General features: G+C 46.8%; 23 protein-coding genes and 1 other RNA gene. 16 read left to right on the top strand and 8 right to left on the bottom strand.

What is annotated here, in order from left to right; genetic code table 11:
• The first annotated feature begins 19 nt into the window (after positions 1 to 19).
• Genes bamA through lpxA form a run of 5 tightly spaced genes read left to right on the top strand, consistent with a single transcriptional unit; the run spans position 20 to position 5,438 of the window.
• Positions 20 to 2,548 (top strand): outer membrane protein assembly factor BamA, encoded by a 2,529-nt coding sequence (bamA, locus tag RSA72_RS00450; protein ID WP_332632617.1) that lies wholly within the window; start codon positions 20 to 22, stop codon positions 2,546 to 2,548.
• Between the two features lie 46 nt (positions 2,549 to 2,594).
• The gene (locus RSA72_RS00445; protein ID WP_332623944.1) at positions 2,595 to 3,092 is read left to right on the top strand and encodes an OmpH family outer membrane protein; all 498 of its coding nucleotides are present in this window, start codon (positions 2,595 to 2,597) and stop codon (positions 3,090 to 3,092) included.
• Between the two features lie 3 nt (positions 3,093 to 3,095).
• Entirely contained in the window at positions 3,096 to 4,175 is a 1,080-nt protein-coding gene (lpxD, locus tag RSA72_RS00440; protein WP_332623942.1) for a UDP-3-O-(3-hydroxymyristoyl)glucosamine N-acyltransferase, read from the top strand.
• A complete protein-coding gene (fabZ, locus tag RSA72_RS00435) occupies positions 4,168 to 4,653 on the top strand; it encodes a 3-hydroxyacyl-ACP dehydratase FabZ (protein ID WP_332623948.1) in 486 nt (161 codons plus the stop codon). Before lpxD ends, fabZ begins: the two co-directional genes overlap by 8 nt.
• Positions 4,650 to 5,438, top strand: a complete 789-nt coding sequence (gene lpxA / locus RSA72_RS00430; RefSeq protein WP_332623941.1) for an acyl-ACP--UDP-N-acetylglucosamine O-acyltransferase — start codon at positions 4,650 to 4,652, stop codon at positions 5,436 to 5,438. The genes fabZ and lpxA overlap by 4 nt, the downstream gene beginning before the upstream one ends.
• Positions 5,439 to 6,073: 635 nt before the next feature.
• Here the strand turns inward: lpxA and RSA72_RS00425 are convergent.
• Positions 6,074 to 6,934, bottom strand: a complete 861-nt coding sequence (locus RSA72_RS00425) for a YbgF trimerization domain-containing protein (protein ID WP_332632615.1) — start codon at positions 6,932 to 6,934, stop codon at positions 6,074 to 6,076.
• A 291-nt stretch (positions 6,935 to 7,225) separates the two neighbouring features.
• Between RSA72_RS00425 and ffs the strand changes: the two genes are divergently transcribed.
• Positions 7,226 to 7,322: signal recognition particle sRNA small type (gene ffs / locus RSA72_RS00420), an RNA gene on the top strand.
• A gap of 84 nt (positions 7,323 to 7,406) precedes the next feature.
• Here the strand turns inward: ffs and RSA72_RS00415 are convergent.
• The 4 genes from RSA72_RS00415 to RSA72_RS00400 all read right to left on the bottom strand — a co-directional run bounded on the left by RSA72_RS00415 (position 7,407) and on the right by RSA72_RS00400 (position 10,391).
• Complete coding sequence (locus RSA72_RS00415) at positions 7,407 to 8,015, bottom strand: regulatory protein RecX (protein ID WP_332623454.1); 609 nt, start codon at positions 8,013 to 8,015, stop codon at positions 7,407 to 7,409.
• Positions 8,016 to 8,082: 67 nt separating this feature from the next.
• On the bottom strand, positions 8,083 to 9,126 hold the full coding sequence (gene recA / locus RSA72_RS00410; RefSeq protein ID WP_332623455.1) for a recombinase RecA: 1,044 nt from the start codon (positions 9,124 to 9,126) through the stop codon (positions 8,083 to 8,085).
• A gap of 145 nt (positions 9,127 to 9,271) precedes the next feature.
• A complete protein-coding gene (locus RSA72_RS00405; protein ID WP_332623457.1) occupies positions 9,272 to 9,712 on the bottom strand; it encodes an RNA-binding S4 domain-containing protein in 441 nt (146 codons plus the stop codon).
• Positions 9,705 to 10,391, bottom strand: a complete 687-nt coding sequence (locus tag RSA72_RS00400) for an HAD-IA family hydrolase (protein WP_332623458.1) — start codon at positions 10,389 to 10,391, stop codon at positions 9,705 to 9,707. Before RSA72_RS00400 ends, RSA72_RS00405 begins: the two co-directional genes overlap by 8 nt.
• A 14-nt stretch (positions 10,392 to 10,405) precedes the next feature.
• Here RSA72_RS00400 and RSA72_RS00395 point away from each other — a divergent pair, with 14 nt between their 5' ends.
• Both RSA72_RS00395 and RSA72_RS00390 read left to right on the top strand, forming a co-directional pair.
• Positions 10,406 to 11,257, top strand: a complete 852-nt coding sequence (locus tag RSA72_RS00395) for a 3'(2'),5'-bisphosphate nucleotidase CysQ family protein (RefSeq protein ID WP_332623460.1) — start codon at positions 10,406 to 10,408, stop codon at positions 11,255 to 11,257.
• 54 nt (positions 11,258 to 11,311) lie between these two features.
• Entirely contained in the window at positions 11,312 to 12,049 is a 738-nt protein-coding gene (locus RSA72_RS00390; protein WP_332623461.1) for a histidine phosphatase family protein, read from the top strand.
• A gap of 44 nt (positions 12,050 to 12,093) precedes the next feature.
• Here RSA72_RS00390 and RSA72_RS00385 read toward each other — a convergent pair whose 3' ends face one another.
• On the bottom strand, positions 12,094 to 12,534 hold the full coding sequence (locus tag RSA72_RS00385; RefSeq protein ID WP_332623462.1) for a hypothetical protein: 441 nt from the start codon (positions 12,532 to 12,534) through the stop codon (positions 12,094 to 12,096).
• Between the two features lie 353 nt (positions 12,535 to 12,887).
• Here RSA72_RS00385 and RSA72_RS00380 point away from each other — a divergent pair, with 353 nt between their 5' ends.
• The 3 genes from RSA72_RS00380 (at position 12,888) to RSA72_RS00370 (ending at position 16,580) form a co-directional block, all read left to right on the top strand.
• Entirely contained in the window at positions 12,888 to 15,581 is a 2,694-nt protein-coding gene (locus RSA72_RS00380) for a M66 family metalloprotease (RefSeq protein WP_332623463.1), read from the top strand.
• Positions 15,582 to 15,704: 123 nt separating this feature from the next.
• The gene (locus RSA72_RS00375) at positions 15,705 to 15,968 is read left to right on the top strand and encodes a hypothetical protein (RefSeq protein WP_332623465.1); all 264 of its coding nucleotides are present in this window, start codon (positions 15,705 to 15,707) and stop codon (positions 15,966 to 15,968) included.
• A gap of 342 nt (positions 15,969 to 16,310) precedes the next feature.
• Complete coding sequence (locus RSA72_RS00370; protein WP_332632613.1) at positions 16,311 to 16,580, top strand: hypothetical protein; 270 nt, start codon at positions 16,311 to 16,313, stop codon at positions 16,578 to 16,580.
• A gap of 190 nt (positions 16,581 to 16,770) precedes the next feature.
• Here the strand turns inward: RSA72_RS00370 and RSA72_RS00365 are convergent, their stop codons facing one another.
• Both RSA72_RS00365 and rpsT read right to left on the bottom strand, forming a co-directional pair.
• A complete protein-coding gene (locus RSA72_RS00365) occupies positions 16,771 to 17,013 on the bottom strand; it encodes a hypothetical protein (protein WP_332632611.1) in 243 nt (80 codons plus the stop codon).
• A gap of 578 nt (positions 17,014 to 17,591) precedes the next feature.
• Positions 17,592 to 17,861 (bottom strand): 30S ribosomal protein S20, encoded by a 270-nt coding sequence (gene rpsT / locus RSA72_RS00360; protein ID WP_068910853.1) that lies wholly within the window; start codon positions 17,859 to 17,861, stop codon positions 17,592 to 17,594.
• Between the two features lie 214 nt (positions 17,862 to 18,075).
• Here rpsT and RSA72_RS00355 point away from each other — a divergent pair, with 214 nt between their 5' ends.
• The 5 genes from RSA72_RS00355 (at position 18,076) to RSA72_RS00335 (ending at position 22,939) form a co-directional block, all read left to right on the top strand.
• Positions 18,076 to 18,741: an NAD(P)H-binding protein gene (locus RSA72_RS00355; protein ID WP_332623326.1), complete on the top strand. Its 666-nt coding sequence runs from the start codon at positions 18,076 to 18,078 to the stop codon at positions 18,739 to 18,741.
• 11 nt (positions 18,742 to 18,752) lie between these two features.
• Positions 18,753 to 19,265, top strand: coding sequence for a ribonuclease E activity regulator RraA (gene rraA, locus RSA72_RS00350; RefSeq protein ID WP_332623327.1), 513 nt, complete (start codon positions 18,753 to 18,755; stop codon positions 19,263 to 19,265).
• 117 nt (positions 19,266 to 19,382) lie between these two features.
• Positions 19,383 to 20,162, top strand: a complete 780-nt coding sequence (locus tag RSA72_RS00345) for a glutathione S-transferase N-terminal domain-containing protein (RefSeq protein ID WP_332623328.1) — start codon at positions 19,383 to 19,385, stop codon at positions 20,160 to 20,162.
• A 207-nt stretch (positions 20,163 to 20,369) separates the two neighbouring features.
• Entirely contained in the window at positions 20,370 to 21,053 is a 684-nt protein-coding gene (locus RSA72_RS00340; RefSeq protein WP_332623329.1) for a response regulator transcription factor, read from the top strand.
• Positions 21,053 to 22,939, top strand: a complete 1,887-nt coding sequence (locus tag RSA72_RS00335) for a sensor histidine kinase (RefSeq protein WP_332623330.1) — start codon at positions 21,053 to 21,055, stop codon at positions 22,937 to 22,939. The genes RSA72_RS00340 and RSA72_RS00335 overlap by 1 nt, the downstream gene beginning before the upstream one ends.
• The last annotated feature ends 65 nt before the right edge of the window (positions 22,940 to 23,004 follow it).

Below are 23,004 nucleotides of genomic sequence, written 5' to 3'. Positions count from 1 at the left end.
AACAGCGGAAAAGACTGGCATGCAGCACACACATTTATTTATGCCACTGGCACTGGTTAGTGCTATGGCAGCAGCACAACAAGTATACGCGGCAGATGACTTTATTGTTCAAGACGTAAAAATAGACGGCTTGGTCCGTTTAACGCCAGAAAGCGTGTACGGCATGCTGCCGGTTACAAGCGGCGACCGTGTAACTGATCCAGTCATTGCAAGCGCAATCCGCACTTTATATGCCACGGGCCTGTTCGATGACATTAAAACCGCGCAGGAAGGCAATACGCTGATTTTCAAGGTTATTGAACGCCCGGTTATTTCTAAAATTGAACTGAAAGGCAATAAGCTGATTCCTAAAGAGGCGCTGCAGGAAGGCCTGAAAAAAATGGGGTTGGCTGAAGGCGAAGTGCTGAAGAAGTCTGCATTGCAGGTTGTGGAAACTGAGCTGGAACAGCAGTATATGCAGCAGGGCCGCTACGATGCGGATGTGAAAGTCAGCACCACAGCGCGCCCGAATAACCGCGTTGATTTGCTGATTGAATTTGCTGAAGGTAAAGCTGCAAAAGTTTTTGACATCAATATTATTGGCAATACTGTATTTAAAGAAAGCGATATTAAGCAGGCTTTCGCGGTGAAGGAAAGCAGCTGGAACTCCATTGTTTCCCGCAATGACCGCTATGCGCGTGAAAAAATGGCTGCCAGTTTAGAAGCTTTGCGCGCAATGTATCTGAACAAAGGCTATATCAACTTTAATATTACCAATTCAAGCCTGAATCTGAGTGAAGACAAAAAGCATGTCTTTATTGAGGTTTCGGTGGATGAAGGCGATCAATTTAAATTCGGTGAAAGCAAATTCCTGGGCGATGCGCTTTATACGCCGCAGGAATTGAAGCCTCTGCAGATTTATAAAGACGGTGATCTTTATTCACAGGAAAAAGTGAATGGCGTGAAGCAATTGCTGCTGCGCAAATACGGCAATGCAGGCTATTACTTTGCAGAAGTGAATGTGGTTCCTGAAATTAATAATGAAAGCAAAATTGTTGACTTGAATTACTACATCAATCCAGGTCAGAAAGTGACGGTGCGCCGCATCAACTTTACCGGCAACACCAAAACCGCCGATGAAGTATTGCGCCGCGAAATGCGTCAAATGGAAGGCGCGCTGGCCAGCAATGAAAAAATTGACCTGTCAAAAGTGCGCTTAGAGCGTACCGGCTTCTTTAAAACAGTAGATATTAAGCCGGCGCGCATTCCAAGCTCACCTGATCAAATTGACTTGAACGTCAATGTTGAAGAGCAGCATTCAGGCACCAGCACCTTGGCGGTCGGCTTCTCGCAAAGCGGCGGTGTGACTTTTCAGGCGGGCTTAAGCCAAACCAACTTCTTAGGCACAGGCAATTCAGTTTCAGTTGATTTGTCACGTTCAGAGACCCAAGACTATTACAACCTAAGCGTTACCGATCCGTATTTCACGATTGACGGCGTGCGCCGCGGCTACAATATGTATTACCGCAAAACCAAGCTGAATGATGACTATAACGTAAACAACTACGTGACAGACAGCTTCGGCGGCGGGATCAACTTCGGCTATCCGATTGATGAAAACCAGAGCATCAGCGCCGGCTTGAATATTGACCAGACCGAAGTTACCACAGGGCAATATGTGTCTACCTATGTGCGTGATTATTTGCTGAAGAATGGCGGCAAGGCGACCGGTAAAGCTAAAGATGTCTGTATCGGCACGATTGATAATGTATATGGCGACCCTGCAGACCCAACAAAAGTGACAGGCACAACATGCAATGGACAGACCGTTGACTATGATAATGAGTTTAAGGGTGATTTCTTAACTTATAACCTGAATTTGGGCTGGTCATATAACACTTTAAACCGTCCAATCTTCCCGACCAGCGGCATGTCGCACCGGGTCAATGCAGAAGTAGCGCTGCCGGGCAGCGATGTGGAATATCAAAAGCTTACTTATGATGCTCAGGCATTCCTCCCTTTAGGCAAAGACTTTGTGTTGCGTGGCTACGGCAAGCTGGGCTACGGCAACGACCTGCCGTTCTATAAGAACTTCTATGCCGGCGGTTTCGGTTCGGTGCGCGGCTATGACAACAGCACCTTGGGGCCAAAATACCCTGGCGTGACCTATAATGAGTCAAAAACCAGAGACTACAGTCCGGAAGAAGTGGGCGGTAACGCATTGATGCAGTTCGGCGCTGAATTGGCGCTGCCATTGCCGTTTAAGGGGGATTGGACGCGTCAAGTGCGTCCGGTGCTGTTCGCTGAAGGCGCGCAGGTATTTGATACGCAGTGTGATATACCTTCCGGCTCATTGTATTTAGATGCGAATAATACAGCAGTAAATGCCAAGAAATACTGTGAAGACAACTACGGTTTTGATGCGGGCAATATGCGCTACAGCGTAGGGCTTGGCTTTACCTGGATCACCATGATTGGGCCATTGTCGCTCAGCTATGCATACCCGCTGAATGATAAAGCCGGTGATGAAACCAAAAATATCCAGTTTGAAATCGGCCGTACTTTCTAAGTGCGGTTTTTGGGCTGACAGAATAATCCAGAATTCGGAACACGATATGAAACAGATTTTTGGCGGCGCAATTGCGCTTGGCATGCTGTGCAGTACAGCCTCGCATGCGGCGGGTTACGGCATTGTAGACTTGGAAAAAATTGTTGAGCAAAGCGCTTATATTAAGCAGCAGAATGTCAGCATGCAGCAGCAGATCAAGCCGCAAACTGTAAAAATAGAAGCTTTAAGCAAAGAGCTGGATGCATTGCAGCAGCGCGCGCAGCAGGGGGCAAAGCTGTCCGATGCTGAAAAGAAAAGCATGACGCAGCAGTATCAGTCTAAGCTTCAGGAGCTGAACAGCCTGCAGCAGAAAGTCCAGGGTGCAGTTGAGTCGAACATTCAGGCGCTGAACCGCGCAATGGACTCAAGAATTAAGCAGGCAGCGGAACAATTGCGTAAAGAGAATAATCTTGATGTTGTTTTGAATAAAAATTCAGCGCTTGCCTATGACCCTAAGTATGATTTAACTGATAAAATGATTCAAAAGGTTAATGCAATTAAATAATCAATGAATCCTCAATCTTTCAGCTTAGAAAAACTGGCTCATCTTGTGCAGGGTGAGTGCGTTGGCCAGCGCGATCTAAAATTATCCGGTTTGGCAAGTCTGGAGCATGCAGGTGCTCAGCATTTGGCTTTTGTGAATGCGGATAAATATTTGGATCAGGCTGGAACGTCTAAGGCTGGAGCGCTGATTGTCACCGAAGCTTTAAAAGCGCAAATCCATAGCCAGCAGAACTTCATTGTGGTGGCGAATCCGTATTTAGCTTTTGCAATCCTGACGCACGTTTTTGAAAGAAAGCATGCGCAAACCGGCATTGAAAGCACTGCGCAGATTGATCCATCGGCCATTATTGCGGACTCCGCCTATATTGGGCACTATGCGGTTATTGGCAAGCATTGTGTAGTGGGAGATGAGTCTGTGATTCAGTCTCACTGCAGGATTGATGATGATGTGGAAATTGGCAAGCAGTGCTTTATTGACTCGCATGTGACCCTGACCGGCCAAGCTAAAATCGGCGACCGTGTGCGCATTCATGCTAATACCGTCATTGGCGGAGAAGGATTCGGTTTTGCGCCCTATCAGGGCAAATGGCACCGCATTGCGCAGCTGGGTTCTGTGCGCATTGGCAATGATGTGCGGATTGGATCTAATTGCAGCATCGACCGCGGCGCATTGGATGACACAATTTTGGACGATGGCGTCATTATTGATAACCTTGTGCAAATTGCCCACAATGTTAAAATTGGCGCCAATACAGCGATGGCGGCGAAATGCGGCATTGCGGGCAGTACGGAAATTGGCAAAAACTGCATCTTTGCGGGCGGGGTTGGCGTAGTGGGGCACATTAATATTGCGGACAATGTGACGATTACCGGCATGTCAATGGTCACAAAAAGTATTTCTGAAGCCGGCAGCTATTCTTCAGGAACGCCGATGCTGGAAAGTTTGCAGTGGAAGCGCGCAGCGGTGCGGTTCAAACAATTAGCAGATGTGCCATTGACCCAGTTGATGCAAAGGCTTGATTATATGAAATCTCAGATAGAGTCCCTTGAATCAACTAAATTGCGTAATAATTATGATGACTGAGTCGAATACTCCTGCATTCACAATGCCAGAACTGCCAATGCAAATTCAAACTATTCGTGAATATTTGCCGCACCGCTACCCATTTCTGCTTGTAGACCGTGTGACTGATATCACGGATTCAGGCATTGTGGGCTACAAAAATGTTTCAATGAATGAAGAATTTTTACAAGGACATTTTCCTGGCTACCCAATTATGCCCGGTGTGCTGATTGTCGAGGCAATGGCGCAAATCTCAGGTATTCTTGGTTTTGTCATGAATAATCAGAAACCCTCAAGTGACAAAATTTTCCTATTTGCAGGAGCAGAGCGGGTCCGTTTTAGAAAGCAGGTTGTTCCAGGCGATCAGCTGGTTTTGAAAGCGGAACTCATGATGCAGAAGCGCGGCATTTATAAATACAACTGTACTGCTACAGTTGATGGTGTCGTTGCGGCCGCTGCGGAAATTATGATTACGCAACAGAAAACAGAGCAAGCATGAGCAATAACGAATTTATTCACCCTACCGCTATTATTGACTCATCTGCAGTAATTGCTTCAGATGTGCAGATTGGCCCATATTCAATTATTGGGCCCAATGTCACAATTGGCGCCGGCACAAAAATTCATTCGCATGTTGTTATTGGCGGCTATACCCGCATTGGTCAAAATAATGAAATTTTTCAGTTTGCCAGTGTCGGTGAGATCTGCCAGGACTTGAAGTATGCCGGTGAAGAAACATGGCTGGAAATTGGTGATCATAATTCAATTCGTGAACATTGCAGCTTGCACCGCGGAACGGTGCAGGACCAGAGCCTGACTAAAATCGGCAGCCACAACCTGCTGATGGTGAATACGCATATTGCGCATGACTGCGTAGTCGGCGACCATAATATTTTTGCGAATAATGCCGGCGTGGCGGGCCATGTGCATGTTGGCGACCATGTGGTGGTTGGCGGCAACTCGGGCATCCATCAGTTCTGCAAGATTGATTCCTTCAGCATGATTGGCGGCGCTTCGCTGATTTTGAAAGATGTGCCTGCTTATGTGATGGTTTCAGGCAATCCGGCACATGCATTCGCTATGAATGTAGAAGGCATGCGCCGCAAGGGCTGGTCTAAAAATGTGATTCAAGGCCTGCGTGAGGCATTTAAGCTGATTTATAAATCGGGCTTAACGGCTGAAGAAGCAGTGCAGAAAATCCGCGCTGAGATTCTGCCGGAAGTTGCGGAAGCGCAATTGCTGATTGATTCGATAGAGCAGTCTAAGCGCGGTATTGTGCGCTGATGCTGATCTGTTGAAAAAACGCCATTGCAGCGAATGCCAGTCAGTTAATAAATTGACTGGCATTTTCTTTTTTAGATTCACGAGATTATTTGATGCGCGGAAGCGTGAGCAGTGCTTTGGCTTGGTGTGAAAAATGGCGCGCTAAGAACAAAGCTGGCTCAAAATTAGTATTGTCCAGCATTTTTTCACCTGCGTTACAGTTGGGTGGTATCTTAGATAATATATTAAAAAACAATTATAGATGCTGTATTTTTGCTGAAAATCAGATGATTGATGTGCTCTCAAGTTGCAGCGCTTGCACTGCCTGATTTTTGCTTTAAAAATTTAAACGCCTTTACGCAGGCCAGGCTTTGCTTTGGAAAGCCCCACTGTTTGTGTATAAAAACAGGCAAAAGTCTTTGCTGTCCATACACGGCATCCTGAGCCAGTTTTAAGCACTGCTTTAAAATGCAACGTAAGGATAGGTAATGCGTGTATCTGAAGTTTGTTTTTACTTAACTATGGGACAGCAATGGCTCCAGATATCGAATTTAAAGCGGTAAGGCTCAGCCGTGTATAGCTCAAAAAGTTAAGGAGTTTTGCAATAAACGCCTTAACGGATCAGTATTCGCCATTAGGCATTTTTTGCACCGAATTTATTTGAAAAATTTAGCTTCTTCTGATTTTGGGTAGTTCTTCAGCAGCTTCTGCTTCAGCTGGGCGGCTTGGGCTGCGTTGCGGTCTACATCTTTGGCGATGCTGTACAGCTGATACAGCGCGCGTGATGCGCGCGATGAGTTAGGGTATTTGGTTACGACGATATTGTAGTTGCGCTTTGCTTCTGGGTAATTTGTCGGTTCAATGGCTAAATTGAATTCCGCCAGCCAAAAATGCGCATTGCTGATATAGGCGCTGTTTGGATTGCTCTTAATGAAGTTCTGCATCGGCGCAATGGCTTTTTTTGCCCCACCTTGTTTGTAGGCGTCTAAGGCAACCGTATAGGCTGCCTTGTCAAGCTCTGCGGAAGACGGCTTCGCGCCTGCAACGACGGTTTGCTGAGCGGCTGGGGCGCTTGGCGGGGCATCTGCTGGCACTGTTACGGTGCCGGCGGCTGGGCTGCTGGGAGAAATATCCTGTTGGCTATCCTCCGCTGCGCTGTCTGCTGTGGAAGGGTCCAGCTTTTGCTGCAGCAGCTCCAGGCGCTGATCCAAATCCGCATAGCGGTTGCTGAGTTCGCTTTTTAATTTTTCAATTTCGTTGTCCTGCTCTTCGAGCTTGCCCCGGAGCGTGCGGATGTCATTTTCCAGCTGCTGGTTTTTTTGCATCAGCTGCCAGTTTAAGTTGGTCGGGACTTGCGCAGCTGAAGCGTCGCCTGCGGAAATGGCCGCCGCTGTATTATTTTGCGCATAGGCCAGGCTGTCCTGGCTTAAGCCGCGAGATTCAATCGGAATATTTGCTAAAACCGAGGCGGAGCATAAGAAAGCCATTGCGCCTAAAACATGCTTATTGAGCATCATAAAATTTCCGTATAGTCTTTTAGATGTTTGACCGCATTCAGCTGAGATGCGCATCTACGTATAAATTCGATAGTCACATTAAAAACGTCAAACTTATGAAATGCAATAAGCTTTTGCAAACTTGTTGTGTCTTAAGGTAAGCGCAGCCCTATGCCGGCGCGGGCAGAATAGGCTGAAAGCGGCTATTTTGATTTATAAATAATCAAACGAATGAGCAGCTTAGATAAAAAGGTCATTTGGCCTTGCAAGTTTGTTAAAAATCTCTATACTCTGTTCTTGCAATGGTAGCCCTGCCGGTTACTTCGCAATTGTAATCTACAAACCCCGCCAGGACCGGAAGGTAGCAACGGTAGTAGACCTATGATGTGCCGAAGTCCTGCTGGCAGGGTTGCCACCAGTTTCTAAAATAATAATTCCTCTAACCGCATTTTAAATTTTTTCTTATATCATTTAATTTTCAGCTTATTTCAATTCAGTCCCAATCTGTTTCTTTACGCGAAATTGCTTTCATAATGGCATCTATCTCAAAGCCTCTGTACATCAGAAAGCGGATTTGCTTGGCTTTAATTTTCGGATCGCGCTCTACGCTCTTGCCGTATTTTTTCACTTTCAGCTGATAGGCCTGTTCTGCCCAATCGGTTTCCTTTAATTCTTCCGCAATCAGGCTGCTGTCAATTTTTTTGGTTTTAAGCGCCATTTTGATGCGGTTCGGGCCTTTGCCTTTGCGCTTTTGGCTGGACAGCATGATTTCCGCAACGCGCTGATCGCTTTGATAGCACTGCGCAGACAGTTCTTCGACCAGCGCAATGACTTCGTCGCGTGATTCCGCATATAAGGCCAGCTTTTCAATCAATTCCGCTTTTGAATAATCTTTGCGGGTCAGCACTGCAAACGCGTAAGAGCGCAGGCGCGAGCCTTGCAGGCCGGGTTTTTTCTCAGTCTGTTCCTGATCAAAGCTCAGGGCTTCATCCTGCTGCATTGGGGCTGCCTGATCCGGGGCGGGCGGGTGCGCCTCATCATCGCCGAACTGCTGCTTTAAAGCCTGATAGTCGAGAAGTTTTGGAAATTTTGAGTCATTCATTCTGCATATGCTTATATAGAAAAAACGCCCCGCAGGGCGTTTCACAGTTTAACGCTTAATGTTGAAGTTAAGCATCGAGTAAATCGGGTTCTACGTCATCTTTTTCGTCAACTGGCAATGTAACTGGCGTCAGCAGCTTTTCACGAATCAGACGGTCAAGTTCTTTCGCAATTTCAGGATTTTCCTCTAAATGGCGAATGACGTTGTTTTTACCTTGGCCAATTTTGCTGCCTTGATATGAATACCAGGCGCCTGCTTTTTGCACCAATTCTTGCGCCACAGCTAAATCAACCAATTCACCCAGCTGATTGACGCCTTTACCATATAAGATTTGGAACAGCGCTTCTTTAAATGGCGGTGCCATTTTGTTTTTCACAACTTTGACTTTGGTTTCAGAACCGATAATTTCGTCGCCTTCCTTCACTTGGCCAATACGGCGGATATCCAGGCGCACAGATGCATAGAACTTCAGCGCGTTACCGCCTGTGGTAGTTTCCGGGCTGCCGAACATTACGCCAATCTTCATGCGGATCTGGTTAATGAAGATCACCATGCAGTTGGAGCGCTTGGCGTTGCCGGTCATTTTACGCAAGGCTTGGCTCATTAAGCGCGCCTGCAGGCCCATGTGCGAGTCGCCCATTTCGCCTTCAATTTCAGCACGCGGGGTTAATGCCGCTACGGAGTCGACAACGATCATGTCGACCGCGCCAGAACGCACCAGCATATCAGCAATTTCAAGCGCTTGTTCGCCATGATCGGGCTGTGATACTAATAAATTATCGAGATCTACACCAAGTTTGCGTGCATATTGCGGGTCTAAAGCATGTTCAGCATCAATAAATGCGCAGGTTCCGCCCGCTTTTTGACATTGCGCAATGGCTTGCAATGTCATGGTGGTTTTACCTGAAGATTCAGGGCCGTAAATTTCTATAATACGGCCTTTCGGCAAGCCGCCAATGCCGAGTGCGATATCCAAGGTGAGTGACCCAGTTGATACTGCTTCAACAGCCAAAACTGTATTGTCACCTAAACGCATCACTGTATTCTTGCCAAACTGCTTTTCAATTTGACCCAATGCAGCATTCAGCGCCTTGCTTTTATTATCATCCATCTTACAACCTCAATACGATGTCACGAAACAATATACTTAAGTGGATGTCTTAAATTGAAACTTCTTCCACAGGCGTATATTGACAGAATTTATTGTTGTGTACACTAGAAATCACAATACGTGCGACATATTGTGACGCTCCAGCTTAGTCATCATTATAAGACCAATTCTGGTCAAACTGCTGATCATTTTCTCTTTTAAATTTGCCGATATCGCGCCGGTCTTTTTTGCTCGGCCGGTGCTCCGGACGCGCAAGATTATGCAGCTTTCTTTGCGATGCAAGCAGCTCCCTGCGCGCAATACTGACTTCTGTTTCTTCATACAGCAGCTGGGCAGCGGGTGCCGGGCCGCGGACGTCAGACAGCGCTTTGACCAGCACGGACTTTTTTTCAATGCCTTGCTGAATGGCCAGTTCCATGCCCACGCGGACTTCACGCGACACTTTGACCCGTTCGCCATTGTGATGGACTTTGCCGCCCTCAATGGCATTTTTGGCAATGGAGCGGGTTTTAAAAAACCGCGCGGCCCACAGCCATTTGTCTATACGCATACCAGCCGCATCTTCGGCCAGATTGGATTTACGCATATTGCTTCAGTTCCTCGGCATTTTTTAAAATAGGGATTAAATCTGTTAATGCGTCCAGCATCGGGTAATTGCAAGCGCTGCGCGGCGCTTTGTCGGAAGACGGCTGCAGAATGCTGTACAGATTCTGAATGCCGAACTGTTTTGCCCCATTCAGCACTTTTTCGGTATCATCAATAAAATAGCAGTGATTTGCATCAAAGGGATGCAGCGTCTGCAGCTTTTGCCAAAATTCGCTGAATTCTTTGGCGTGGCCGAGGGTTTCACTGCTGACGATGACATCAAAATATTCGCCAATCCCGGTTTTCTCCAGCTTGAATGCCAGCCCGGCGGCGTCAGCATTGGTGGCCAGCCAGCAGGGGTAGCCATTGGCTTTTAGGTGGCGCAGCAGTTCCAGGCAGCCTTCGCGCTTGGCCACTTTGTCTTTATGCTCAATTTGCATGGCCAGCACATCGACTCCGACTTTAGCCGTCCAGAAGCGTGAAGAGTACCAATTTAAGGTATGATTATGTTCTTGGTAAAACTCAAACAGGGTGTGCCGGCTGTGTTCTAAAGAGCAGCGGTGGGTTTGCGCATAGCGGATGGGCAGCAGGTGATTCCAGATGAAATCATCATAAGCAAGATCAAGCAGCGTGCCATCCATGTCAAAGATGATCACAGGTTTATCTGAATAATTCGGCATATAAAAGGTTTTCTATGTTTAAAGCAGCAGCTGGCCCGCAGGATGCAATGATCCTGCAGCTGGCGCCCATTGTGACACAGGCTTGCGAAATTTTGCGAGAAGAATATCAGCGCTACTGTTCCGGCGGGGCCTTTGATGTGGAGAAAAAGCCGGACAATTCTCCGGTAACGCAGGCAGATTACCGCGTGAATGCCTATATTGCGCAGGCCTTAGCGGGGATTTCCGACTTGCCGCTGCTGTCGGAAGAGGGCGATGAATCACAGCGTCAAAACTGGCCAAAGTTTTGGCTGCTGGACCCTTTGGACGGCACCAAGGAGTTCCTGCATCAGCGTCCTGAATTTACCATTAACTTGAGCCTGGTGGATGGAGCAGAAACGGTTTTTGCCGTATTGGCGGTTCCAGGCGAGCAAAGCGCTTATTTCTGCCCTGAGCAGGGCATGCCGCTCAAGCTGGATATGAAAACCGGGCAATGGCTGGAATATTATCCGGCGCAAGCCGAATCCCGTGTGCAGGTTGGCCTGAGTCAAAGCAGCCAAAACAAGCCGCAGTATGCGGAATACTTAGACGATTTATCAACGCTGACGGATTTCAGTGTGTTTAAAGCCGGCAGCGCCTATAAATTCTGCATGATGCTGGAAGACCGTGTGGATATTTACCCGCGCTTCCACCCGACCTGCGAATGGGACACCAGCGCGGGGCAATGCCTGCTTGAACGCATCGGCGGCGGTTTAGTTGATTTTAAGGGCCGGCCGTTTGCATATAACCAGCGCGGTACGCTGCTGAATGGCGGTTTCATCGCATTTAAAAATGGCGAGATGAAAAAATTGGCGCTGCAGGCGCTTGCACTGATGCAGAAACGGCATTGAGCTGAAAACTGATCATGCTATAGTGTTTTGTGAATTATTGATTTTTTGCCGATTATGCCTTTAGATTTGCTCCCGCCCAGCATGCTCAAAGCAATAGACTTATTGCCGGATGCAAAGACGCCTGTGACTTTATTTACCCGCCATTCCATACGTGAAGTGGCGGCAGGGCAAGGGCTGGCCGGCTATGACCTGCAGCTGACCAATCAGGGGCGGGATCTGGCCGAGGAATGGGGCTCGTATTTAATCGACAATACTGACCGCGTGATTCAGCACTGCATTTCCAGCCCTATTCAGCGCTGTGTCGATACCGCCGCCTTAATGATTCAGGGCGCGGACGTCAAAACGCTGGAGCCGAATACCCATCATATTGAAATTATTGAACAGGGCCTGCTGGTCGAGCCCGGCAGTTTTGTGCTGGACATTAAGCAGGCCGGGCCGTATTTTCAGCAGCAAGGCGCCTTGGGCTTTATCAACAGCTTTGTGAATAATGCCTTGCCGGGCATGAAGCATCCGATTCATGGCGTGGTTGATGTGCTGGAGCTGATTTACAGAACCCACCCCAGCAGCCCTTATGGCCTAAGCCTGGCGGTCAGCCATGACACGATTCTAGCGGCGATTCTGGCGGTGATTTCCGGCAGGCATATTGTGACCAAGGAAGACTGGCCAAGCATGATGGAAGGCCTGTTTGTCTGGTTTGAAGGGGATGCGTTTCTGGATTCCAAGCTGAAATGGATTTGGCGCGGCGAGCTGAATGAATTGAACATCCGCGAATTTCAGCAGCTGGACAGCTGATGGCTGGGCGTTTCGCAGGATAAAAGCAGCGCAGCGCCTAGATCTTAAAGTTTGGCCTGCAGCCGCTGCGGAAAATCCTGCAGGTTGATGCAGAGGCCGTCATCATTCAAAGGCCAAAGCGCAGTATTGACAGGAACCGTCTGCTGATGGATCCGGCTGTATTTATCCGCGGCGATTAATGTTGCAATTGCATGATCCGGTATGGAATAAGCATTGACGACATCTGGCGGATACTGCGTGCGCGAATAAAATTCCGCTTCCGTTTCGCCTTGGTGCAAGGCGAAAATGCGCTCGATTGCCGGCAGGTAAATGCCGTAGCCGAGCCATGAATCTACGCCTTGCGAGGCCTGAATTTCCGCCGTGCCTTTCATGTTTGATATCACTCGGCCAAGCGGGTCTTTTTCGCCTTTTGCGCTGAAATATTCAATGTACTGCTGTTCTGTTTCTTGAAATTTTTCTAATGCCGGCAAGAACTTGTTGATCATTCTATTTTCCCCAAGACAGTATGTGCAGGAAGCGCTGCTGCGCCTGAATGAATACCATAGCATTTGTATGGAATTGGCGCGCAAATAAAATAGCTTAATCTTGTTTTTCTTCAGTTTTGCTTCTGCCTTAAAGCGGCCTATTGAATTCAAGTGCGGGCGCTGCATGAAAAGCCTCACACTCTTTTTCTTAATTGTTCACAAAAAATAAACAGTCGGCATTTTATGCATGGAATCTCTGCTGCAGGAGGTTTGAGTTTATTTCTTTTTAAATTTATTATTCATGCTTAAGTTGATGAAAAATATTATTATTTTTTAATGCTTAATGTGCTTTCTGCTAATGGATTATAGAAAAGATGAAAAGTGTGAATTATTTCTCACGGAATTTATTAAGTTTATGTGTACTGGCGCTGATGCTCAGTGCATGCGGGGGCGGTTCTGGCGGCGGCGATCATGTGGCGCAGGAAAAGCCGCCTTATCCGGAGCCTCAGCAAGATGTGCCGGATGATTCTGTTGTCGGCTTTTATGACGATGACGCGCAAGACCGGGTGCGCACTATACGCCCGGATTTAGACGGCAGCTTCCAAGCCATGATTCAGTTTGGGCAGAGCCATGTGGTTGATCCGAACGGCAATGAGGCGAAGCAGATGCCAAGGCTGACTGCTGAGCGGGAGGCGCTGGTATTGGTCACGCCTGCAGCCGATATGGGTGAAATCAGCCGGTTAACGCTGGAGATTTACCGGGATGGGCAATTTATCCGCCAAGTTGATTTGGATGAGCCTACTGAAATTCCAGCTTCAGATCAGCCGAATATGAATGACAGGCCGCGTGTAAGCTACAGCAAGCGGGCTTGGACTGCAAAGCTGGCATGGGATGAGGTGCGTCCCGGTTTAAGCCTGAAAGTTATTGATCAGCAAAAGCGGAGCGGTGAACTGTTTGAAAACAGAATTGATTTTGCTGCGCCGGGAGAACTGGTTCTAAACAATATCCGCATTGGCATGCTGACTGCGCCGCCTGTTTCTGATGGGCACTATATGCTGCTGGAGCCTGAAAAGGCAGGCACGGATTATTTTCAGACTATTCCGGCTGCTCAGATGACGGTGGCTAAATATGACGATATTTATCTGCCCCGCGTCATGGTATCTTCCGGCGTCATTTATGATACGGCCAGTGCTGATCAGGGCGGTGATTATTCAGGAGATATGCGCGGAGATGTCGGCAAGTCTACATTCAGTGTCGGCATTAATCTTGCCAATTGGGGGGTTACCAGCGCATCAATGTCCCGTCAGGATCAGCCGCAATTGACCGAAACGGTCGTGGCGCATCATAGCCGCGGGAAATACGCCAATGGCGAACAAGGTCACGGCTTAAGCGGCGGCAATGGCATGCTGACGCTGTATGATTCGGTTGGCAATGAATTCAGTCATGAAATTGGCCATCACTATGGCCTAGGCCATTATCCGGGCCGTGTAGAAATTGATAAAGATAAAAAGATAGTGAATGATTTCTGGGCTGCGCATCATGCTGACAGCGGCTGGGGCTATATTGGCAACCGCAATAAAATGCGCGGCAATTTGACTTGGACTTCAACAGCGCTTTGGGATGGCAGCAACGGCATTCCGAACTTTAAAAACCTCTTTCCTTATGGGACGGATGCGATGTCTGGCGGCTATACAGCGAGCAGCATCTCAAAATATACGCATTACACTGGATACAGCACTTTCCTGAAAATTCAGCCGCATTTTGACCGCGATGTATGGGATGAAGCATCGCCGACCGGCTTTAAAAAATGGAATCCTGAAACACGCGCTATGGAGGTTTCTCGGCCGCAAGTGCCAGCGCCTAATCAGGAAATCTCCAAAGCCGTTTGGTTCAACAGCAGCGATGGAAATTATTTAAAGCCGCGCTTATTCGGTGTGCCTGTTTTCACCATTTTAGGCGGCTATGATCCTGCAGATCAGAAAGGCCTGCTTTATCCTGCTGCGCGCAGCAACTGGGGCAATGTATTCAGCCTGCCTGCGGCCAATACCGTACAGGATCAGGCGTCCTGCTGGCTGAATGTGCAGTATGCGAACCGCATGGAAAACATTGCGTTGGCGCCGCAGAGAATGGACGGCAATGCCAATAAGCTGCATGTGAATCTCGCGGTTGCCGATGCTCCGGAAAAAGCGGATTTGTACTGCAAGAAAGCCAATCAGGCGCCGGTTTTATTATCCAGTGTTGATATTCCAGCACATGCAGGGGCGATCAAGCCTGCGGTTAAAATTGGCAGAGGCGACGGCTACAGCGCGCTTAGAAAAATTGAATTGCCGGCATTGGATCAGGCGCTGTCTGCACAGGCGGATGCCCCAATCATGAGCCTGAAGCCGGATATGGCGCTGCTGTATGACTCGTACAAGGCGAATTCAAATGAACTCAGCGCGCTGGCTGCACAGCAATTGACGCGCTATGCGCAGCAGCAGAAAACAATCTACCGCCTGAACCGCTGGGTGAATGTTTATCATGCGGATCTTGCGAACCATAAAGCCGAGGCTGCAGCTGCATTAAACAGCTTTAAGGATGATGCGCTGGGGCTGAAGCATGAAGATATTTTTGCGCAGTCAGCTTTGCTGAAAAATAATTCAAACTGTTTGAAAGCGGAAAGATTGGAAAACGGCAGCTATGATGTTTACATCAGCGGCAGCTCAGGCTGCAAGGGCGATGCCTCTGAACAGTGGGTTTATGATGGCTTAGGGCGCATTCATAACCGGCTGGCACTAGGCCAATGCTTAACGGGCAATGGCAATTCGGCAAAAATTACCTTAACCCAGTGCAATCCGGCTTTAGAAAGCCAGATTTGGGCGATGGATGCTGCTCAGCAGGCCATTAAGCAGGCAGGGCAATGCATGGACTTAAATACGGGCTATTTGGTCAATAACCGTCAAATCCTGATCCGGTATAAGTGCTCTAACAACGCCAATCAGAAATGGACAGCATTAACGCCGAACCAGAGCTTAATGCTGTCATATTTGAAGGCGCAGAATCTCAAGTTGCTGGCAGAGCTGAAATAGCGGCAAGGTAAAAGGACAGCCCTCATCTGAGGGCTGTTTTTAGCGCTCTGGATTGCGGTGCATTTGACAAGGGGCTTAACAAAAATATATTTAGGCGTATTGCAGGAATCTGCTGCTGTTTTGATGGCTTTAAAATTTGATTGGCCGGATGAGCGCGGAAAGCGGGTGAAAAATATTCGTTGGTTTTTTAATTGCGCTTGCACCGCGGAAAAAATTAAGGTGAGTAGCAGTATATTTGCCTATGTCTCGTCCTGGAATAGGTTGACACTTATTTTCAGGTTAGCGCCCGATGGGGTTCATCGGGCGTTTTTTATTTTAATGAATATCGGTCATTTTGCCTTTTTCGACTTGGTCTATAACGGACAGTTTAAAAGCGGGGAGCTGTAATCCCGCTGAGTTTTTTAACAATTGTTTCCATTGTACTCTCCTCAGCGAAGTTTGGAACGTGTCAATTTTATTCAGGACGGAACAGTGCTGTGCATCCCGCTTTTAGGCTGCATAGCATACCCTATATTCATATCAAGCCCATGATGTTGATACGCATCATAGACCAGACATTTTTATTGGTTAGAATATAGACACCTTAAATGGGTTCTAACATGGGCGCTGCGTATAAGAGATTTATGTTAAATAACCCGAATTCTGTTTAGCCAATGACTTCATAATTTGAATTGTTGGTTTAAACAGAATTGGCTTAAAATAATCATAATGATGTGAAAAGGAGGTTTTGTGGCCACAAAAAATGAAGGTCCAAATTATATAATGGCTTTTTTGATTATTTTAATTATCATATTTATATTTGGTAAAGATTATGCATATAAAGAGACAGCGATTAAACTATCAAAAGATCCAAAAAATATAATAGAAGGTTGTTTATTTTTGGAAAAAAATATTCAAAAGCAAATGGTACACCAATGTACGATGTTAATATTGATGGTAAGGTTTATACGCTTATGTATACTAGAATATATGATTTTCCAGTTGGGAAAAAATTATTAAATTTTAGAAATAATTTAAGTAAAGATGTTTCGTGTTACAAAGTTAAATATATCAAAGTGAAAATTTTATTTATGGAGAAAAGATACCTTTATGATTTAGTTGAATAGTGTTGATCTATTTTTTTGGTTCAAAAATTTATAAGATAATAATAAATAAGCTATATTTTGAATAGTATTACCCCCTTATGTATTTATGCTAATTCACCAGGTGAAAATTTTAATAGATCACTAACTAATTTATTGTATTCTTGCCCAAATAGTCTTTTAGGAACATAGATATAAAAAATAGCATCTTTATACTCAATTACATGTGAATAGTATGAAATACCATCTATACAATATACCCCGGCATAGATAAAAAAACCTAAACTTGTAAATCTATGATCTCCATTTGATGGATCTATTTGCGATAAAAAAAAGTGTTTTACTTTCATAAATTAATATCCAGTCCCTAAGTAAGCAGTAATTTCTTAGTTTTCCTAAAATTAACATAATACACGTTATTCGAAATCCAATATATATTTTCATATAAATCATTAATTTAATAATTAATAAATAGCCCAATCCTAGCTGATAGGGCTATTTAAATGATTTTTCACGTTCCACACCGGCCATTCAAACAATATTTTACTATTTTGATTAGCTTTCTGCATAGATTCCAGTCAAGCACTAAAATTTTTTACTTTCACTGCATGTGCAAGAGCAGCAGGGGGGATGTTAATTCAGATACCGCCATTATCTATCTATTTTTGATTCAAGGCTCAGCTGGGTTCTCTGCTGGCCAGTGAGCCATGTTTAATTGTAAATTCAGTATAGAGGTAAAGCCATGTTTTCATTGTTTTGGAATCTTGATAGTTTGTTTGCACAATAAATGCTTTATTGAAAAAAATTACAATTAAGTTTTGATTATCTGAAAACGGTTAAGCGCAGCAAAAAGTGCAAATTAATTTTATATATTATTGATTTTCAGTAATAAAAAAAGCCCTAAAAAGGGCTTTTTTTATTTTTGCGATTAGTTAGCAGCTAAAGCTTTAACTTGCGCGTTCAAGCGGCTCTTATGGCGAGCAGCTTTGTTTTTATGGATGATGCCTTTATCAGCCATGCGGTCGATTACTGGAACAGCTGTTTTGTAAGCTTCAGATGCAACTGCATAGTCACCAGCAGCGATAGCCGCTACTGTACGTTTGATATAAGTACGAACCATAGAACGCAAGCTTGCGTTGTGTTTACGTGCTTTAACGTTTTGACGGGCACGTTTTTTAGCTTGAGCAGAGTTTGCCACTCGTGCACTCCTTGAATTAGATTGGTCTGGGCGGGCTGCAACTCAACTGAAAACCAACATCAGAAGAACTATACCCAGCCCGTAAACAAGTGCCATATTCTGATTAAACTATGCATCGAAGTCAAGTCTTGACATGCTTTGACAACATTTTAGATGCAGAAAAATCTCAAAGAAAACGTTAGATTAGTCCGATAGACGGGAGATTGTATAAAAAATGATTAAATCTATAGAAAATGCAATTGTAATTGGGGCAACCGGATTAGTCGGCAGGGAGCTGGTCAGGCAGCTGAGCCGGAATGAAAATTGCGCAAATATTACCGCTGTGGTCAGAAAGCGTGATGATGAATTTAATCGTCTGGAAAAAGTGCAGCAGTTTGAGCTGGACGACTTTCTACTGCTGAATGAGCAGGATGTCAGCGGCTATACCCATGCCTTCAGCTGCCTGGGCACCACCATGAAGCAGGCGGGTTCAAAAGAAAAATTCTATAATACCGATTTCGCCATCAATGCGCATTTTGCTGAATTGCTGGAAAGCATGAAAACGCATTTTATATTGCTCAGCGCTTTAGGCGCAGACAGCAAATCTGCATTTTTCTATAACCGGGTGAAAGGCGAGCTGGAATATTATGTACAAAGCCTGTCTTTATACCGTACCTCAATTATCCGGCCCTCCCTGCTGCTGGGGCAGCGCCCGCAGCAAAGAACGCTGGAGGACGCAGCGCAGAAGCTGTATCAGCGCTTTTCGCATTTAGTGCCGGACAGTTTTAAATATAAGCCAGTGACAGTGGCGCAAGTGGCTCATACTATGGTCGATGTAGCTGCTGCGCAAACTGAAAAATTTCAGATTTATGATAATTTACGCATACAAAAAACCAAATGAAGGATAGATACGTGTCTACAGTGCCTTTTGTAACTTGTGATTTGCTGGATGACAACCCGGAAAAAGACCTGCAGGTGGTGACGCCGTCGCTGGATGGGAAATTCTTTAAAAGCTACGGCGCCCGCAAAAGCTTTGGCGGACAGGCCGTTACCGTAAAATGCTTTGAGGATAACTCCCGCGTGAAGGAGCTGCTGGCAGCTGAAGGCGCAGGCAAAGTGCTGGTGGTCGATGGTGGCGCGTCTATGCGCTGCGCGCTGATGGGCGATTTAATTGCTGAATCTGCGGTAAAAAACAACTGGAATGGCGTGATTATTTACGGCTGCGTGCGTGATGTCGATGCCATTGCCGAATTGGATTTAGGCGTGCATGCGCTGGCGGCCATTCCGCAGAAGAGCAACCGCAAAGGCGCTGGAGAAACGGATATTCAGCTGAATTTTGGCGGTGTCAGCATCAACTCAGGCGACTATGTGTATGCAGACAATAATGGCATTGTCATTGCAAAAGAGCAGCTGATTGCGCTTTAAGCTGCAGAACGGCACGCTTGGACTGCAAGATGCATCAGCCAGCGGTTTAAACTGGCTGATGCATTGAATATTTAACAATAATGAAGAACGAAGCAAAACTAAAAGAGGGACACAACCATGCTGCATCATCAAATTAAAGTCGCGCAGGCGCTGCTCTCCGCTATTGTTGAAGGCGGTCGCGGCGCCAGCGGCACGCCGTATCCTAAGCAGCCGGAAAAAGCCTTAAAGCTGTATGAGTTTGAAGGGTCGCCTTTTTGCCGCCGTGTGCGCGAAGTGATGACCGTATTGAATTTGGACTATGAAGTGTATCCCTGTCCCAAAGGCGGCCAGCGCTACCGTCAGGAAATGAAGCAGCTGGGCGGAAAAAAGCAGTTTCCTTTTTTAGTCGATGAAAATACCGGCGACCAGCTGTATGAGTCGCAGGACATCATTCACTATTTATTCAAGCATTACGGAAGAACTGGAACAACCCCGAAAAAATATGCGCATTATCCTAAAATTCCCGTGGCTGCTTTTGCAGGAACAATTTTGAATGGCGCGCGGGGTGTTTGGGTGAATAAGGACATTTTAAACCGTGAAGCGCCGCAGCAGCTGCTTGAGCTGTGGGGTTTTGAGGCCAGCCCCTATACCCGCATTGTCCGCGGCGTACTCACTGAATTGGAGCTGCCGTTTAAATTTCACAACGCAGCCAAAGAGCGCTGGCAGGATCAGGGCTTAGCGGCGCTGCGCCTGAAGCCGGGCAAGTATGTGCCGCTGGCGGGCGGCAAGCGTGAACGGATTTTAACGGTCATGGGCGATAATCTGCAGGTGCCTTATCTGGTTGACCCGAATACCGGCGTCAAAATGTTTGAATCGGCGGAAATTGTGAAATATCTGCAGCAGCAGTACGGAAAATAAGCTGTAGAAAAATGCAGCGCTGATGACTTGCAGAGGATTCAGCGCCATTCCGCACAGCCTTAAAGCATTTGGTCTAAATTGCCCTAAATGAACCCGCTTTTTCCGGTTTTAAGGTGTATAACTGTACAAATATACTTAATTCTAGGGATATCCTGCGGGTATAGATCTGATTAAGCTTGGAAAATTTAGTTAAGGAGAAGGCAGGCGATGGCATTGGAAGCAATTTTGCCGGTACCGGTTCTGGTGGTTGAAGACGAGGAAATTATCCAGTTCAGATTGCGGAAAATTTTAATAGATCTGGGCTATGCCAATGATGTCCTGCTTTTTGCTAAAAACGTAAAGGAAGCGTTTGCTTTTCTGGAACAGCAGCCGATCTCGCTGGCCCTGATTGACTTGGGGCTGCCGGACGGCAATGGCATTGAAATTATTGAAAAGATCCGCGCTTTGGAAAGCAATGCGCTGATCCTGGTGATTTCTGCCTGGAGCACTCAGGAAAGCCTGTTTGGCGCTATTAAGGCCGGCGCAACCGGCTATGTGCTGAAAGAGCGCGATGATGCGGAGGTGCTGCTGTCGATCCGCAGCATTTTACGCGGCGGCGCGCCGATTGATCCCTTTATTGCGCGGGAAATCCTCAAGCAGATTGCTGCATCTGAAAGCGATGCGGCCATTATTGCACCGCAAAGTTCAGAAGCTGAACACAACCTGCTGACCGTGCGGGAAAAAGAGATACTGAACTTGGTTGCGCAGGGCCTGAGTAACCGTGAAATTGCAGAACAGCTGTTTGTTTCGCGCTATACGGTCGAAAGCCACATTAAGCATATTTACCGGAAACTGTCGGTCACCAAGCGGACAAAGGCGGTCAGCACTGCGCGGTCACTGGGAATCCTGTAATGCGCCAATGGAAATATGCATGGCTCATCATGCTGTGCTGTTTAGCCAGCACCTTCAGCTATGCATTTACTTCCTACGAAATTAACGGCCAATGCCGGGTAGACCTGCACAGCATCTCCAAAGTGAAGACGGACTCAAATCTGCAGCTGCCGCAAAGTGGCTGGGAGCCGGTTAAAATGCTGCCGGACCGCTGGGATGAAACATGGCCGAATTATTCAGGCGGCGCATGGTATAAGCTGGAATGGACATGGCAGTGCAGGGATGATGCGCGCCTAGCCGAGCCAATTGCATTTTCACTTGACTATATTAACGCTGCCGGCGCGGTTTTTTTAAATGGCGATATGCTGTGGAGTGACCGGCATCTGCAGGAGCCATTGTCTAAGAGCTGGAATATGCCAAGGTTCTGGGTAATGCCCATTTCCGGCCTGGAAAACGGCAGCAATGAAATACTCATTTATGTTTATGGCTATGCTGTGCAGAGCGCCGGCATCGGTAAAATCAGCTTTAATAATGTCATGCAGGCGGATGCCGCGCATCAGCAAATAATCTGGAATACCCGAACCCTATTTCAAATCAATATTATTCTTTCGGGTGTTTTAGGCATCATTTGTCTGGTGATTTGGCTGTTCCGCCGCTCAGAAAGCAGCTTTGGCTGGTTTGCCCTCAGTTCGCTGCTGTGGATTTGCTTTATTTCCTATGTGCTGGTTGCAGAAACCGCGCCATTTCCAAATTCATTGGCGGCGTCCCGCGCCAACTTATGCTTTTTTATCCTGTATATCCTGTGTTTCTGCATTTACCTGCTGCGCTTTATCTCTGTATGGAAGCCTAAACTGGAACGCGCCATGATGCTGCTGACCGCAGGCTTTATCCTGAGCATATGGACAGTTTCTTTAAGCATGATGAAGCCGCTGTTCGGCACGGTGTTTTTATTTTACTGCGGCGTTTTTCTGCTGATGTATCTTTATCTGTGCTGGACTGCGTTTAGAACAAGGCATGCGGAGTCTATTTTCCTTGCAGTCTGCATGACGGCAATTGTGAGCTTTGCCGTTTTTGATGTGTATATGGTCTATGCGGACATCAGCAATGATATTGCGCCTTTATCGCCTTATACTTCACCGCTGATTATGCTGTTTATTGTAGTGATTCTGGGCGCGCGGTTGAATAGGAATATTAAAAAAATTGAACAGTTTAATGAGGAACTGTCAACCAAGGTGCAGCAGGTGAGCTTGGATTTGAGCTCCAGCCTGAATGACAAGCACCGCCTGGCGCTGTTCAATGCGCGCCTGCAGGAGCGCATGAAGCTGTCGCATGACCTGCATGACGGCTTAGGCGCTTCAATTGTGCGCTCGATGATTTTAGTGGATCAGTGCGAGAAGAATATTCCAAATCAGCAGTTTCTGTCGATGCTGAAATTATTGCGCGATGACTTGCGCCAGATTATTGACAGTGGTTCCGCTTCAGACGATAAGATCCCTGAGTCGCCAATCCTTTGGGTGGCGCCGGTGCGCCACCGTTTCAGCCAGCTTATGGATGAGCTGGACATTCATGCAGCATGGCGCTTTGCGCAGCGGTGGGAGGCGGAGCCGTCCGCATTGCAGTGCCTGAATCTGATCCGGGTGCTGGAAGAAAGCCTGACCAATGTGCTGAAGCATAGCCAAGCCACGCATGTGCAGGTCGGGATGAGCTTTAGCGGCCCGCATCAGCTGGAGCTGGTCATTCAGGACAACGGCGTTGGCTTTGATGTGGACTGTGTTAAGCAGAATGGCATGAGCATTGGCATGCGCAGCATGAAAACGCGGGTAGAGCGCATGGGCGGCCAGCTGAATATCAGGTCAGCCAAGGGTGAAACGGTAATTCAGGCCATCATCAATTTAAAATCTTCATGATGCTGAAACAGCTGCGCGCTGTTCAGGAAAAAATAAAGAAGGGGCCGAATTTCCAAGCCTTAAAC

The sequence above is a fragment of the Acinetobacter sp. genome, from assembly GCF_036659555.1.
Classification (GTDB): Bacteria; Pseudomonadota; Gammaproteobacteria; order Pseudomonadales; family Moraxellaceae; genus Acinetobacter.
This window is presented reverse-complemented; position numbering and strand designations above follow the sequence as displayed.